The 14,007-nt window shown below is 58.0% G+C and carries 13 protein-coding genes; all 13 read left to right on the top strand.

Features of this window, described 5'->3' with window-relative positions:
* The first annotated feature begins 319 nt into the window (after positions 1-319).
* Positions 320-1,168 (top strand): flagellin domain-containing protein, encoded by an 849-nt coding sequence (locus AC4ANE_RS18390; protein ID WP_002554301.1) that lies wholly within the window; start codon positions 320-322, stop codon positions 1,166-1,168.
* Positions 1,169-1,240: 72 nt separating this feature from the next.
* The gene (locus AC4ANE_RS18385) at positions 1,241-1,633 is read left to right on the top strand and encodes a flagellar protein FlaG (protein ID WP_002554300.1); all 393 of its coding nucleotides are present in this window, start codon (positions 1,241-1,243) and stop codon (positions 1,631-1,633) included.
* Positions 1,634-1,716: 83 nt separating this feature from the next.
* Positions 1,717-3,195, top strand: a complete 1,479-nt coding sequence (fliD, locus tag AC4ANE_RS18380; RefSeq protein WP_002554299.1) for a flagellar filament capping protein FliD — start codon at positions 1,717-1,719, stop codon at positions 3,193-3,195.
* A 125-nt stretch (positions 3,196-3,320) separates the two neighbouring features.
* Complete coding sequence (gene fliS, locus AC4ANE_RS18375; RefSeq protein ID WP_002554298.1) at positions 3,321-3,719, top strand: flagellar export chaperone FliS; 399 nt, start codon at positions 3,321-3,323, stop codon at positions 3,717-3,719.
* A gap of 26 nt (positions 3,720-3,745) precedes the next feature.
* Positions 3,746-4,042: a flagellar protein FliT gene (gene fliT, locus AC4ANE_RS18370; protein WP_002554297.1), complete on the top strand. Its 297-nt coding sequence runs from the start codon at positions 3,746-3,748 to the stop codon at positions 4,040-4,042.
* Between the two features lie 177 nt (positions 4,043-4,219).
* The gene (gene fleQ / locus AC4ANE_RS18365; protein ID WP_002554296.1) at positions 4,220-5,695 is read left to right on the top strand and encodes a transcriptional regulator FleQ; all 1,476 of its coding nucleotides are present in this window, start codon (positions 4,220-4,222) and stop codon (positions 5,693-5,695) included.
* A gap of 122 nt (positions 5,696-5,817) precedes the next feature.
* Complete coding sequence (locus AC4ANE_RS18360) at positions 5,818-7,032, top strand: sensor histidine kinase (RefSeq protein WP_002554295.1); 1,215 nt, start codon at positions 5,818-5,820, stop codon at positions 7,030-7,032.
* Positions 7,032-8,441 carry a sigma-54-dependent transcriptional regulator gene (locus AC4ANE_RS18355; RefSeq protein ID WP_002554294.1) on the top strand — a complete coding sequence of 470 codons (1,410 nt, stop codon included), beginning with the start codon at positions 7,032-7,034 and terminating at the stop codon, positions 8,439-8,441. The genes AC4ANE_RS18360 and AC4ANE_RS18355 overlap by 1 nt, the downstream gene beginning before the upstream one ends.
* A 242-nt stretch (positions 8,442-8,683) precedes the next feature.
* Entirely contained in the window at positions 8,684-9,013 is a 330-nt protein-coding gene (gene fliE / locus AC4ANE_RS18350) for a flagellar hook-basal body complex protein FliE (protein ID WP_002554293.1), read from the top strand.
* Positions 9,014-9,028: 15 nt separating this feature from the next.
* Positions 9,029-10,813 carry a flagellar basal-body MS-ring/collar protein FliF gene (gene fliF / locus AC4ANE_RS18345; RefSeq protein WP_002554292.1) on the top strand — a complete coding sequence of 595 codons (1,785 nt, stop codon included), beginning with the start codon at positions 9,029-9,031 and terminating at the stop codon, positions 10,811-10,813.
* On the top strand, positions 10,806-11,822 hold the full coding sequence (gene fliG, locus AC4ANE_RS18340; protein WP_002554291.1) for a flagellar motor switch protein FliG: 1,017 nt from the start codon (positions 10,806-10,808) through the stop codon (positions 11,820-11,822). Before fliF ends, fliG begins: the two co-directional genes overlap by 8 nt.
* A 15-nt stretch (positions 11,823-11,837) precedes the next feature.
* Positions 11,838-12,656: a flagellar assembly protein FliH gene (fliH, locus tag AC4ANE_RS18335; protein WP_002554290.1), complete on the top strand. Its 819-nt coding sequence runs from the start codon at positions 11,838-11,840 to the stop codon at positions 12,654-12,656.
* A complete protein-coding gene (fliI, locus tag AC4ANE_RS18330; RefSeq protein ID WP_031597204.1) occupies positions 12,646-14,004 on the top strand; it encodes a flagellar protein export ATPase FliI in 1,359 nt (452 codons plus the stop codon). Before fliH ends, fliI begins: the two co-directional genes overlap by 11 nt.
* The last annotated feature ends 3 nt before the right edge of the window (positions 14,005-14,007 follow it).

Below are 14,007 nucleotides of genomic sequence, written 5' to 3'. Positions count from 1 at the left end.
GGCTAAAAACAGCGCCCGTGACTAGTTCACCGGGCGCTTTTTTTTGAATAATCGATTCTGGTCACATTTTTGAACTTCTACAGTGGCCTGCTCCTTCTGGAACGTGAAGTTCAGACAACGGGTTTTCTCGCGTCATGTTGGTTTGGTTTCGTCTCAAACCCTTGTTTTATAAGGGGTACAGGCATGATGGCAAAATATTCAAAAAAAACACTCAAGCAACCTGCCATCGCGACGATAACTATTACGAAGGTTCTCTAGGCACACCCGGCGCTTGCAGGGGCCGGAAGCCACGTAGTACCAAACCAACGAGGAATTCATCATGGCTTTAACAGTAAACACCAACGTAGCATCGTTGAACGTCCAGAAGAACCTGGGTCGCGCTTCCGACGCACTTTCGACCTCGATGACTCGTCTGTCTTCCGGTCTGAAAATCAACAGCGCCAAAGATGACGCTGCCGGCCTGCAAATCGCTACCAAGATCACTTCGCAGATCCGTGGTCAGACAATGGCGATCAAAAACGCCAACGACGGTATGTCTCTGGCGCAGACCGCTGAAGGCGCACTGCAAGAGTCGACCAACATTCTGCAGCGTATGCGTGAACTGGCTGTTCAGTCGCGAAACGACAGCAACAGCTCGACTGACCGTGACGCGCTGAACAAAGAATTCACCGCGATGAGTTCCGAGCTGACCCGTATCGCTCAAAGTACCAACCTGAACGGCAAGAACCTGCTCGACGGTTCCGCCAGCACCATGACTTTCCAGGTCGGCTCCAACTCTGGCGCTTCGAACCAGATCACTCTGACTCTGAGCGCAAGCTTCGACGCCAACACCCTGGGTGTCGGTTCTGCTGTGACCATCGCTGGTTCCGATAGCACCACTGCAGAGACCAACTTCTCTGCCGCTATCGCCGCCATCGACTCGGCTCTGCAGACCATCAACTCCACCCGTGCTGACCTCGGTGCTGCACAAAACCGTCTGACCAGCACCATCTCCAACCTGCAGAACATCAACGAAAACGCCAGTGCTGCACTGGGTCGCGTACAAGATACCGACTTCGCTGCTGAAACTGCACAGCTGACCAAGCAACAGACCCTGCAACAGGCTTCCACCTCTGTTCTGGCTCAGGCTAACCAGCTGCCATCCGCTGTACTGAAACTGCTTCAGTAATAGCGACATGAGTTTTAGCGGGGGAGTGCGTAATAGCGCTCTCTCGCTTTTTTACTTTCGGAGGTGATGGTTATGGATATGAGTGTAAAGCTGAACGTTTCTTATCCGGCCGCCCAACCGGCGAGTCAGGCTCCAGTGCCGGACAAGTCTGTTGACAAGCCTGCCGATACGCCGTCAGTCGAGCGTGTTGCCGCCACAGCGGAAAGTAAAGGCTCAGATCTGCACAAGGATGACTCCCACGACGAGGCGAAAGTCAAAGCCGCGGCAGAAGACATCCAGAAATTTTTTCATTCGGTGAAGCGCAATCTCGAGTTTTCGATCGATGAAGCTTCTGGCAAAGTGATCGTCAAGGTCATTGCCAGTGACTCGGGTGAAGTGGTAAGACAAATTCCCAATGCAGAAATCCTGAAGCTGGCCGATAGCCTGAGTGATGCGAACAGTTTGTTGTTCCGCGCCAAGGCCTGATTGTCAGTACGGTATTTGTTGCCGTTTTGCGAGACCTGTGAAAAGGCGGTAAAACCGGTGACATTCTTGAAGGGAGAAGCAAAATGGCTAGTCCAATTACATCTACAACAGGCCTGGGTTCGGGTCTGGCAATCACGTCCATTGTCGAAGGTCTGGTGGGCGCAGAGAAAGCGCCCAAGCAAAACCAGATCGACAAGCAGACCGCCGCGACAACCGCATCGCTGTCGGGTGTGAGTCAGCTGACGTCGGCACTGGCTGCGTTCCAGAAAACTCTTGATACTCTGGGCAGTTCCACGACGCCTGCGTTTCAGGGCTTTGCTGCGACATCTGCCAACGAAGCAGTGGTAAAGGCAACTGCTGGCAATACGGCCGTCAACGGTACTTACGCGATCGGTGTCACCCAGCTGGCAACGCCTTCAAAGGTGGCCACAGCCGCGCTGAATTCCACGCAGGCGAGTGCTATTCCGAGTGGTACCCTGAAAATCACTCAGAATGGCACTGACTACGATGTCAAGATTGACAGTACTTCGACGTTGCAGGAAGTGCGCGACAAGATCAACTCGTCGCTGCAGGGTAAAGGCATTACTGCCAACATCATCAACGATGACAATGGTGCCCGTCTCGTTTTCAGTTCTACCACCACCGGCAAGGGCAGTGACATTTCGGTCGTGGGTGCTTCCGGTCAGGAAGCGCTGAATATCGATGGCACCAAGCTGATGAGCGATACCAGTACGGGGACCGATGCCAACGGCAAGGCGATTCCCGGTGCTGGCGCGATTACTGCGACCGCCAAGGACGCTGCTTTCACTGTTGACGGCCTGAGCCTGACCAGTAAGACGAATACAATCAGTACCGCGATTTCCGGGCTGACGTTCGATCTGGTCGCGCCAAGTGCTGCTGGAGCAACCACTACCGTCACGGTGGCGACCAATACCGATGGGTTGAAGGCGTCGCTGCAGTCCTTTGTGGACTCCTACAACACGCTGGCCACTTTGGTGACTTCCCTGACCAAGGGCTCGATCAGCGACAAGGGTGTTTACACGGCGGCCGCCCTTACTGGTGATGCTACGCCGCGCGCGCTGTTGGCGACTATCCGTGATCAGCTGGCGAGTGCCTCTTCAAGTGCCGGCCTTAGTGCTCTTTCGCAGTTGGGCATCAAGACCGAGCAGTCCAACGGTACGCTGTCACTGGACACTGCTACATTCACAGCAGCGCTGAACGATAAAAAACTGGGCAGTCAGATTCAGACGATGTTCACTGGTACGGGTGCAACAAATGCCGACGGTACGGTTGATGGCGGCCTGGTTTCGCGTATGACCAAGGCGCTTCTGCCCTACACAAAGTCTGACGGTGTTCTGGCAAGCAAGACGAGCAGTCTCAATAAAATACAGACCCGTATTGCCAGCGATCAGGACGCTCTTGATCGTCGTATTGCCAGCTTGACGACCAGTCTGACCAGTAAATACAACGCCATGGACCTGGTGGTCGGGCAGCTCAAGGCGACCGCTACCAGTATCACTTCGATCTTCGAAGCGATGAACGCGCAGAAAAACGCTTCTTAAATTCGTTTTACAGAAGTACCCAGAACCCGACTCCGTGTCGGGTTTCTGCTTTTGGGCTAAAGTTTCTGCGCCATGCGTCGATAGCTTGAGTATCAGTATTATGGATTTGCGACGAGGTCCCCTTTATGAATCCGATGTTAGCGTTGCGGCAGTATCAGAAGATCGGCTCCCAGGCTCAGACCTCGGAAGCCAGTCCTCACCGTCTGGTTCAAATGTTGATGGAGGGTGGCCTCGACCGTATCGCTCAAGCCAAGGGTGCCATGGCACGCAAGGACGTCGCCAGCAAAGGCGTGTTCATCAGCAAGGCTATCGGTATTGTAGGTGGTCTGCGTGAAGGGCTTGACCTGGACAACGCCCCCAGCGAAGCGCTGGTCAGGCAGGACAGCCTTTATCACTACATGATGACGCGTTTGGCCGAAGCCAACGCACGCAACGATCAGAAGATGCTCGACGAGGTTGCCGGGCTGCTGATTACCGTCAAGGAAGGCTGGGACGCTATCGGTACCGCACAAGCACAACAATAAGTTGCTGCCCTGAGGAGAACAACAAGATGAGTGCTGCGCTCAAGCGTATCGAGGAAACCCGGGAAGCCCTGGTGGGGGCGCTTGCCGAACGCGACTGGGAGGCTATCGTCAAACTTGACCTGGCGTGTCGCGAATGTGTCGATGCGGTGGTCAGCGAAGCACCTGCTGACGAGCCGGCTCTGCGCAGCAATCTCGAGGAGTTGTTGGGGGTCTACAGGCAACTGATTGATGTTGCAACCGGGGAGCGTCAAGCAGTCGTCGATGAAATGACTCAAATCCAGAATGCGAAGAACGCGACGAAGGTATACCATCTGTTCGGTTAATGTTTAATTGTCATTTTTATTGTTCGACAAGAATTTCGCCATAAATTTGACTGTGTTCGTTTTTTTGACTTAACTAGTGATGTTTACTATTTTCTGGCGTCTCAAGGTTTGTACAGCTGAGATGCCAAGCTGCCCCCCAATCATGGGCATTGAGTTGACTAGGGAAGTTGCTATTGCATGTGGCGTGAAATCAAGATTCTGCTAATCGATGACGATAGCCAGCGCCGCCGGGATCTGGCGGTTATCCTGAATTTTCTTGGCGAAGAAAATCTCTCCTGTTCCAGCCAGGACTGGCAGCAGGTGGTCGGCTCTCTGGCGTCTCCGCGAGAAGTCCTTTGCGTGCTGGTCGGTAGCGTAAGTGCTCCGGGCAGCCTTCAAGGGCTTCTTAAGACCATCGCAGCATGGGATGAGTTCCTTCCTGTGCTGCTTATGAGTGAAAATTCTTCTGTCGAGTTGCCGGAGGATCTGCGCAGGCGGGTTCTTTCCGCGCTTGAGATGCCGCCCAGCTACAGCAAGCTGCTCGACTCCCTGCATCGTGCCCAGGTCTATCGCGAGATGTACGACCAGGCCCGCGAGCGTGGACGTCATCGTGAGCCGAACCTGTTCCGCAGTCTGGTGGGGACCAGTCGCGCGATTCAGCATGTTCGGCAAATGATGCAGCAGGTCGCCGACACTGATGCCAGCGTGTTGATTCTCGGTGAGTCGGGGACCGGCAAGGAAGTGGTAGCGCGCAACCTGCACTATCACTCCAAACGCCGCGATGCGCCGTTTGTGCCGGTCAACTGCGGTGCCATTCCGGCCGAGCTGCTCGAAAGCGAGTTGTTCGGGCATGAGAAAGGCGCGTTTACCGGGGCAATCACCAGTCGTGCCGGCCGTTTCGAGCTTGCCAACGGCGGTACGCTGTTCCTCGATGAAATTGGTGACATGCCGCTGCCCATGCAGGTCAAGTTGCTGCGCGTGTTGCAGGAGCGCACTTTCGAGCGCGTGGGCAGCAACAAGACGCAGAGCATCGACGTGCGCATTATTGCCGCGACGCACAAGAATCTCGAAAACATGATCGAGCTTGGCAGCTTCCGCGAAGACCTTTATTACCGTCTCAATGTGTTCCCCATCGAGATGGCACCGTTGCGCGAGCGTGTCGAAGACATTCCGCTGTTGATGAACGAACTGATTTCGCGCATGGAGCACGAAAAGCGCGGCTCGATTCGTTTCAACTCCGCCGCCATCATGTCGCTGTGTCGTCATGCCTGGCCGGGCAACGTTCGCGAGCTGGCCAACCTGGTCGAGCGCATGGCGATCATGCACCCGTACGGCGTGATCGGCGTGGCCGAGCTGCCGAAGAAATTCCGCTATGTCGACGACGAAGACGAGCAGATGGTCGACAGCATGCGCAGCGATATCGAAGAGCGCGTTGCCATCAACAGCAACACGCCGAACTTCGCGTCGGGCGCAATGCTGCCGCCTGAAGGTCTGGATCTGAAGGACTATCTGGGTGGCCTGGAGCAGGGCCTGATTCAGCAGGCGCTCGACGATGCCAACGGCATTGTTGCCCGCGCTGCAGAGCGTTTGCGGATTCGTCGCACTACGCTGGTCGAGAAGATGCGCAAGTACGGTATGAGCCGTCGTGAAGGTGATGAACAGGCAGATGATTGACGCCTGTCTGTGGCGCCAAAAATCAAGCCCCTGAATTTTCAGGGGTTTTTTTTCGGCACGAGGATTGCAAAGTCCCTCTCAACACACCGTTTACTGACGGTTCGCCACGAGAGAGATGAACTATGTCCCAGGCCGCCCAACTGACTTCCGCCCTATCTGCTCAGGCTCAATACTCCCCGGAGCTGGAAAGTCGTCAGGGGCTTGAGCAGGCGTTCTCGCTGTTCAATCAAATGTCGGCGCAATTGACCGACTCCTATGGTCTGCTCGAAGCGCGTGTCACTGAACTCAAGGGCGAACTGGCCCACGCCGGTGCTCAGCGTCTACAAGAGCTGGCGGAAAAGGAGCGGCTGGCCAACCGCCTGCAAAACCTGCTTGATCTGCTTCCCGGTGGCGTAATCGTTATTGATGGCATGGGCGTGGTGCGCGAAGCCAATCCTGCGGCAATCGATCTGCTGGGCCAGCCCTTGCTGGGCATGCTCTGGCGTCACGTCATCAGTCGGTGTTTTGCCCCGCGTGAAGACGATGGCCACGAAGTCTCGCTCAAGGACGGCCGCAGGCTTTCCATTGCAACCCGCTCGCTGGACGCTGAACCCGGGCAGTTGGTGCTGCTTAATGATCTGACCGAAACCCGCCGTCTCCAGGAACAGCTGGCGCGTCACGAGCGGCTGTCATCGCTGGGTCGGATGGTCGCTTCTCTGGCGCATCAGATTCGTACACCGTTGTCGGCCGCGATGATCTACGCCAGTCATCTGACCGAGCAGGAATTGCCGGTGGAAACCCAGCAGCGCTTTGCCGCACGGCTCAAGGATCGTCTGCATGAGCTCGAGCATCAGGTTCGCGACATGCTGGTGTTTGCCCGTGGCGAGTTGCCGCTGACGGATCGCCTGACGCCCGTTGCCTTGTTTCAGGCTTTGCAAAACGCTGCGGTCACCCATGTGCAGGGCGTACCGGTGCGTTGGCAGTGCGACAGTATTGAAGGCGAGTTGCTGTGCAATCGCGACACGTTGGTCGGTTCGTTGCTCAACCTGATTGAAAACGCCATCCAGGCCAGTGCTGGCCGGACACTGCTGAAAGTTCATGTGTACAGCCGCGGCAATGTGTTGCGCATATGCTTCAGCGATAATGGCAGTGGTATGGACAAGGCTGCGCTGGCGCGTATCGGCGAGCCGTTTTTCACCACCAAGACCACCGGCACCGGGCTTGGTCTGGCTGTGGTGACGGCGGTGTCGCGTGCGCATCAGGGCGGTGTGCATTATCTGTCGCGGGTCGGTCGTGGCACCTGTGCAATTGTCAGCCTGCCATTGATTCCGGCTTCCGGCTCGATGGGTAACAACTGATGTCGATCAACGTGCTGTTGGTCGAGGACGACCGTTCGCTGCGCGAGGCACTTGGGGAAACCCTGGAATTGGCTGGCTATGGATACCAGGCGGTCGGCTCTGCTGAAGAGGCGTTGGTCGCAGCCGAGGCGCAACCGTTCAGTCTGGTGATCAGCGACGTCAACATGCCGGGCATGGACGGTCATCAGTTGCTGAGCCTGTTGCGCAGTCGGCATCCGCAACTGCCGGTATTGCTGATGACCGCTCACGGTGCCGTTGATCGCGCGGTCGATGCAATGCGTCAGGGCGCGGCCGATTATCTGGTCAAGCCTTTCGAGCCCAAGGCCCTGATTGCATTGGTTGCACGACATGCACTGGGTCGTCTGGAGCCTGCCGAGCGCGACGGGCCGATTGCTGTTGAACCCGCCAGTATCCAGTTATTGAACCTGGCCAGCCGTGTGGCGAAGAGCGACTCCACTGTGCTCATCTCCGGTGAGTCCGGCACAGGCAAGGAAGTGCTGGCGCGTTTCATTCATCAAAATTCTCCGCGTGCCGATAAGCCTTTTATTGCGATCAACTGCGCTGCGATTCCGGACAATATGCTGGAAGCGACGCTGTTCGGTCATGAAAAGGGCTCGTTTACCGGCGCCATTGCCGCGCAGGCCGGCAAGTTCGAGCAGGCTGACGGCGGGACAATCCTGCTTGACGAGATTTCCGAAATGCCACTGGGGCTGCAGGCCAAACTGTTGCGTGTGTTGCAGGAGCGGGAAGTCGAGCGCGTGGGTGCGCGCAAGCCGATCATTCTGGATATTCGCGTTGTGGCTACTACCAACCGCGATCTGGCAGGGGAAGTGGCGGCGGGGCGCTTTCGCGAAGATCTGTTTTATCGCCTGTCGGTATTTCCACTGGCCTGGCAGGCGCTGCGTCAAAGGACTGCCGATATTCTGCCACTGGCCGAGCGGCTTCTGGCCAAGCACGTCAATAAAATGAAGCACGCGCCGGTTCGTCTTTCTGCCGAGGCGCAGCAGTGTCTGGTCAACTACCCCTGGCCTGGCAATGTGCGTGAGCTGGATAACGCCGTGCAGCGAGCCTTGATTCTGCAGCAGGGCGGGGTGATACAGGCGCAGGATTTCTGTCTCTCCGGGCCGGTGACAAGTCTTCCAGCCGCTGCCGTGGTGGAGGCTGTGCCGTCTTTGCCTGTCACATCCTCGCCTGATAATGCAGGTGGCAATGCGGAGTCTGTCGGTGCACTGGGTGATGACCTCAGGCGTCGCGAGTTTCAGATGATTATTGACACGCTGCGTGCGGAGCGCGGTCGTCGCAAGGAGGCCGCCGAGCGCTTGGGTATCAGCCCGCGTACCTTGCGTTACAAGCTGGCGCAGATGCGCGATGCCGGGATGGATGTGGAAGCCTATCTGTTCGCTACCTGAACCGGTGGCGCTGATCGGTGGTTGTGATCGCCGGTCAGTGAATATCGTATAAACGGCGCAAGCCGGAAATATCCGGATACCCCCATGAATACGGGAGGTCTGGAGTGATTTGATGTCGGGCAACATGGCATTCCCATTTGGTGTGGCAAATAGCCGCCATCTAGCTGGCACCGTTGTTGCTATGTCTTCTGTACCCGCTGAATCAGTGTCAAAAATTTGCGGGCCTTACGAGAGAAACGTCCATGAGCCAAGGTGTTGAATTTAATCGCTTGATGTTGGATATGCGGGCCATGCAGATGGATGCGATGTCTGCACCCAAGCCCGTGTCCGGCGCGCAGGAAGCCGGCGCCAGCAGCTTTGCCGACATGCTTGGCCAGGCCGTCAACAAGGTCGCGCAGACCCAGCAGGCCTCCAGCCAGTTGGCCAATGCATTTGAAATCGGCAAGAGCGGCGTGGATCTGACCGACGTCATGATTTCGTCGCAGAAAGCCAGCGTGTCTTTTCAGGCGTTGACCCAGGTGCGTAACAAGCTGGTTCAAGCTTATCAAGACATCATGCAGATGCCGGTTTAAGGGACGTACTGAGTCATGGCCGAAGCAACTGCCGATCCCGTTCCAGCAAGAGCGGGCGCTTCCGATAAGAAACCGTTGTTCGGTTTGTCTTTTCTGGAAAACCTTTCCGAAATGACCATGCTGCGTCAGATCGGCCTCATGGTCGGTCTTGCCGCGAGCGTGGCCATCGGCTTTGCCGTGGTGCTCTGGTCCCAGCAGCCTGACTATCGTCCGCTTTATGGCAGCCTGGCGGGCATGGACAGCAAGCAGATCATGGACACCCTGACTGCGGCGAATATCAACTACACCGTCGAACCCAATTCCGGCGCGCTGCTGGTCAAGTCCGATGATGTGCAGCGTGCGCGTATCCAGCTGGCGCAGGCAGGCGTGGTACAGAACGACGCCAACATCGGTTTCGAAATCCTCGACAAGGATCAGGGCCTGGGGACCAGTCAGTTCATGGAAGCCACGCGTTATCGTCGTGGTCTGGAAGGCGAACTGGCACGTACCATCTCCGCCCTGAACAACGTCAAGGGTGCCCGAGTGCACCTGGCGATTCCGAAGAGTTCGGTGTTTGTCCGTGACGACCGCAAGCCAAGCGCTTCGGTACTGGTCGAGCTGTATGCTGGCCGCTCGCTGGAGCCCAGCCAGGTTATGGCCATTATCAACCTGGTGGCCACCAGTGTTCCCGAGCTGAGCAAGTCGCAGATCACCGTTGTCGACCAGAAGGGCGCTTTGCTGTCCGATCAGGCGGAAAACTCCGAACTGACCATGGCCGGCAAGCAGTTCGACTACAGCCGTCGCATGGAAGGCATGCTGACCCAGCGTGTGCAGAACATTCTGCAGCCGATTCTGGGCAACGATCGCTACAAGGCTGAAGTCTCGGCAGTGGTCGATTTCAGCGCCGTCGAATCGACCGCCGAAAGCTTCAACCCTGACCAGCCTGCCTTGCGCAGCGAGCAGTCGGTCAACGAACAGCGCTCCAGCAGTTCAAGCACGGGCGGCGTTCCGGGCGCGTTGAGCAACCAGCCGCCAGGTCCTGCGACGGCTCCGCAGAATGCCACTGCCGGTGCGGCCGGTGCTGCCGGCCCTATCGCGCCAGGCCAGCCGCTGCTGGATGCCAATGGTCAACAGATCATGGACCCGGCGACCGGTCAGCCAGCCTTGGCTCCGTACCCGGCCGACAAGCGCGTGCAGTCGACCAAGAATTTCGAGCTGGACCGTTCGATCAGCCATACCAAGCAGCAGCAGGGCCGTCTGACTCGTCTGTCGGTTGCGGTGGTAGTCGATGACATGGTCAAGACCAACGCCGCCAACGGCGAAGTTACTCGTGCTCCGTGGAGCGCTGCTGACCTGGCTCGCTTTACCCGTCTGGTGCAGGATGCCGTCGGTTTCGACGCCAGCCGCGGTGACAGCGTCAGCGTGATCAACGTGCCATTCTCCAGCGAGCGCGCTGAAGTGTTGCCAGAGGCGTCGTTCTACTCGCAACCGTGGTTCTGGGACATCGTCAAACAGGCGGTGGGTGTGATCTTCATCCTCATCCTGGTGTTTGGCGTGTTGCGTCCGGTGTTGACCAACATCACCACCGGCAAGAGCAAGGAACTGGCCGGTTTCGGTGGCGACGCCGAGCTGGGTGGCATGGGCGGCCTGGATGGCGAGTTGTCCAACGACCGCGTCAGCCTGGGTGGCCCGCAAAGTATTCTGCTGCCTAGCCCGACCGAGGGTTATGACGCACAGCTGAACGCAATCAAGAGCTTGGTGGCCGAAGACCCGGGTCGTGTGGCCCAGGTCGTGAAAGAGTGGATTAACACTGATGAATGATCGAGCCATGGTAGCCAAACTCTCCAAAGTCGAGAAAGCCGCAGTGCTGCTGCTTTCCCTTGGCGAAACCGACGCGGCTCAGGTGCTCCGGCACATGGGTCCCAAGGAAGTCCAGAAAGTGGGCGTAGCGATGGCTCAGATGCGCAACGTGCATCGCGAGCAGGTCGAAGAGGTCATGAGCGAGTTCGTCGACATCGTCGGCGATCAGACCAGCCTTGGTGTCGGTTCCGATGGCTATATCCGCAAGATGCTGACCCAGGCACTCGGCGAAGACAAGGCCAACGGCCTGATCGACCGGATCCTGCTGGGTGGCAACACCAGCGGTCTGGACAGCCTTAAGTGGATGGAGCCGCGTGCCGTAGCCGACGTGATCCGTTTCGAGCACCCGCAGATTCAGGCCATCGTGGTGGCTTATCTTGACGCCGACCAGGCGGGCGAGGTGCTTGGGCATTTCGACCACAAGGTCCGTCTGGATATCATCCTGCGCGTTTCTTCGCTCAATACGGTGCAGCCAGCAGCGCTCAAAGAGCTTAACCAGATTCTCGAGAAGCAGTTCTCCGGTAACGCCAACACGTCGCGTACTACCCTAGGTGGTATCAAGCGTGCAGCCGACATCATGAACTTCCTCGACAGCTCTATCGAAGGCGCACTCATGGATTCGATCCGCGAGGTCGACGAAGACCTTTCGGTACAGATCGAAGACCTCATGTTTGTCTTCAACAACCTCTCCGACGTGGACGACCGCGGTATTCAGGCGCTGTTGCGCGAAGTATCCTCGGACGTGCTGGTACTGGCGCTGAAGGGCTCGGACGAGGCGATCAAGGAAAAAATCTTCAAGAACATGTCCAAGCGTGCCGCCGAACTGTTGCGCGACGACCTGGAAGCAAAAGGTCCGGTGCGTGTCAGCGATGTGGAAACCGCCCAGAAAGAAATCCTCACCATTGCGCGTCGTATGGCCGAGGCCGGCGAGATCGTACTCGGTGGCAAGGGTGGCGAGGAAATGATCTAAGGATTCAGCCGACTCATGTCCAGTTCCAATAAAGAATCGGCCAGCGACCTCATTCGCGCCAAGGACGCCGGGTTACTCGATATCTGGTCGTTGCCCAGCTTCGATCCACATGTGGAACCCGAGCCTGAGCCCGAACCGGAACCGGTCGACGAACCGGCCGAGATGGAAGAAGTACCGCTGGACGAAGTTCAGCCGTTGACCCTGGAGGAGCTGGAAAGCATCCGCCAGGAGGCGTGGAACGAAGGCTTCGCCACCGGTGAAAAGGAAGGCTTTCACAGCACCCAGCTAAAAGTGCGCCAGGAAGCGGAAGTCGTTCTTGCGGCCAAGGTCGCCAGCCTGGAACAACTGATGGGCCACCTGTTGGCACCTATCGCCGAGCAGGACACACAGATCGAAAAGGCCGTCATTCATCTGGTCGAGCACATCGCGCGGCAGGTCATTCAGCGCGAACTGGTCACTGATTCCGGGCAGATCGCCAGCGTGTTGCGCGATGCCCTCAAGCTATTGCCGATGGGTGCGCAGAACCTGCGAATTTTCATCAATCCTCAGGACTTCCTGCTGGTCAAGGCCATGCGCGAGCGTCATGAAGAGTCGTGGAAAATAGTCGAAGACGAAGACTTGCTGCCGGGTGGTTGCCGTATCGAAACTGAGCACAGTCGTATTGATGCCAGTGTCGAAACGCGAATCGCCCTGGCTATTTCCAAAATGCATGACCAGTTGCATGAGCAGGTGACGCATCCGGCTGCGGCGGACCTCAGCGTCGAGCTGGAGGCTGCGCCCGGCAAGGCTTCCAGTGCAGCCGAATCTGACGCGGACACGCTCGATGCGCCTTGATCGCACCAGTTTCGGCAAGCGCCTCGGCTCCTACGCCGAGTCGATCAGTCTGCCTGCCCAGCCGGTAGTAGAGGGTCGCCTGCTGCGTATGGTTGGCCTGACGCTTGAGGCCGAGGGCCTGCGTGCGGCGATGGGTAGCCGTTGCGTGGTCATCAACGATGACAGTCATCACCCGGTCGAAGTCGAGGCTGAAGTGATGGGGTTTTCTGGCAGCAAGGTGTTTCTGATGCCGGTCGGCAGCGTGGCGGGCATTGCGCCCGGCGCGCGGGTGGTGCCGCTGGCCGATACCGGTCGCCTGCCGATGGGCATGAGCATGCTGGGCCGCGTGCTTGACGGCGCGGGCCGGCCGCTGGACGGCCGCTCGCCGATCAAGGCTGAAGACTGGGTGCCGATGGATGGCCCGACCATCAACCCGCTCAAGCGTGACCCCATCAGCCAGCCGCTGGATGTCGGCATTCGCTGCATCAACGGTTTATTGACGGTTGGCCGCGGCCAGCGTCTTGGGTTGTTTGCCGGTACTGGTGTGGGCAAGAGTGTGCTGCTGGGCATGATGACGCGCTTCACCGAGGCGGACATCATCGTCGTCGGCCTGATCGGTGAGCGGGGTCGTGAGGTCAAGGAGTTCATTGAGCATATTCTTGGCGAAGAGGGTCTGAAGCGCTCGGTGGTGGTTGCATCGCCAGCCGATGATGCGCCGCTGATGCGGCTGCGCGCTGCCATGTATTGCACGCGGATCGCCGAATACTTTCGTGACAAGGGCAAGAATGTCCTGCTGCTGATGGACTCGTTGACCCGTTTTGCTCAGGCTCAGCGGGAAATCGCCCTGGCCATCGGCGAGCCGCCAGCCACCAAAGGCTACCCGCCCTCTGTGTTCGCCCGGCTGCCCAAGCTGGTGGAGCGCGCTGGCAATGCCGAGGCGGGTGGTGGTTCCATCACGGCCTTTTACACGGTGCTGTCGGAAGGCGATGACCAGCAGGACCCGATTGCCGACTCCGCGCGGGGTGTGCTCGACGGTCACATCGTGCTGTCCCGGCGTTTGGCTGAAGAAGGTCATTACCCGGCCATCGATATCGAAGCTTCCATCAGTCGGGTCATGCCTGCGGTGGTCAGCCCCGAGCACATGGCGCGTGCGCAGCATTTCAAACAGTTGTGGTCGCGTTACCAGCAGACTCGCGACCTTATAAGCGTGGGCGCCTATGTCGCGGGTGGCGATCGCGAGACCGACATGGCGATTGCGTTGCACCCGGTGTTGGTGCGCTATCAGCGCCAGGGCCTGCGAGACAACGAAAGCATGCAAGGCAGTGGCGAGGCGCTGGCGTCTATATTCGCACCGGCACCTGGCGGCTGATAG

The organism is Pseudomonas sp. Pme6b, assembly GCF_058129925.1.
This window is presented reverse-complemented; position numbering and strand designations above follow the sequence as displayed.

Coding starts and splice junctions, on each gene's coding strand:
- AC4ANE_RS18390 (WP_002554301.1), top strand. CDS start 320: ATGGCTTTAACAGTAAACACCAACGTAGCATCGTTGAACGTCCAGAAG.
- AC4ANE_RS18385 (WP_002554300.1), top strand. CDS start 1,241: ATGGATATGAGTGTAAAGCTGAACGTTTCTTATCCGGCCGCCCAACCG.
- fliD (WP_002554299.1), top strand. CDS start 1,717: ATGGCTAGTCCAATTACATCTACAACAGGCCTGGGTTCGGGTCTGGCA.
- fliS (WP_002554298.1), top strand. CDS start 3,321: ATGAATCCGATGTTAGCGTTGCGGCAGTATCAGAAGATCGGCTCCCAG.
- fliT (WP_002554297.1), top strand. CDS start 3,746: ATGAGTGCTGCGCTCAAGCGTATCGAGGAAACCCGGGAAGCCCTGGTG.
- fleQ (WP_002554296.1), top strand. CDS start 4,220: ATGTGGCGTGAAATCAAGATTCTGCTAATCGATGACGATAGCCAGCGC.
- AC4ANE_RS18360 (WP_002554295.1), top strand. CDS start 5,818: ATGTCCCAGGCCGCCCAACTGACTTCCGCCCTATCTGCTCAGGCTCAA.
- AC4ANE_RS18355 (WP_002554294.1), top strand. CDS start 7,032: ATGTCGATCAACGTGCTGTTGGTCGAGGACGACCGTTCGCTGCGCGAG.
- fliE (WP_002554293.1), top strand. CDS start 8,684: ATGAGCCAAGGTGTTGAATTTAATCGCTTGATGTTGGATATGCGGGCC.
- fliF (WP_002554292.1), top strand. CDS start 9,029: ATGGCCGAAGCAACTGCCGATCCCGTTCCAGCAAGAGCGGGCGCTTCC.
- fliG (WP_002554291.1), top strand. CDS start 10,806: ATGAATGATCGAGCCATGGTAGCCAAACTCTCCAAAGTCGAGAAAGCC.
- fliH (WP_002554290.1), top strand. CDS start 11,838: ATGTCCAGTTCCAATAAAGAATCGGCCAGCGACCTCATTCGCGCCAAG.
- fliI (WP_031597204.1), top strand. CDS start 12,646: ATGCGCCTTGATCGCACCAGTTTCGGCAAGCGCCTCGGCTCCTACGCC.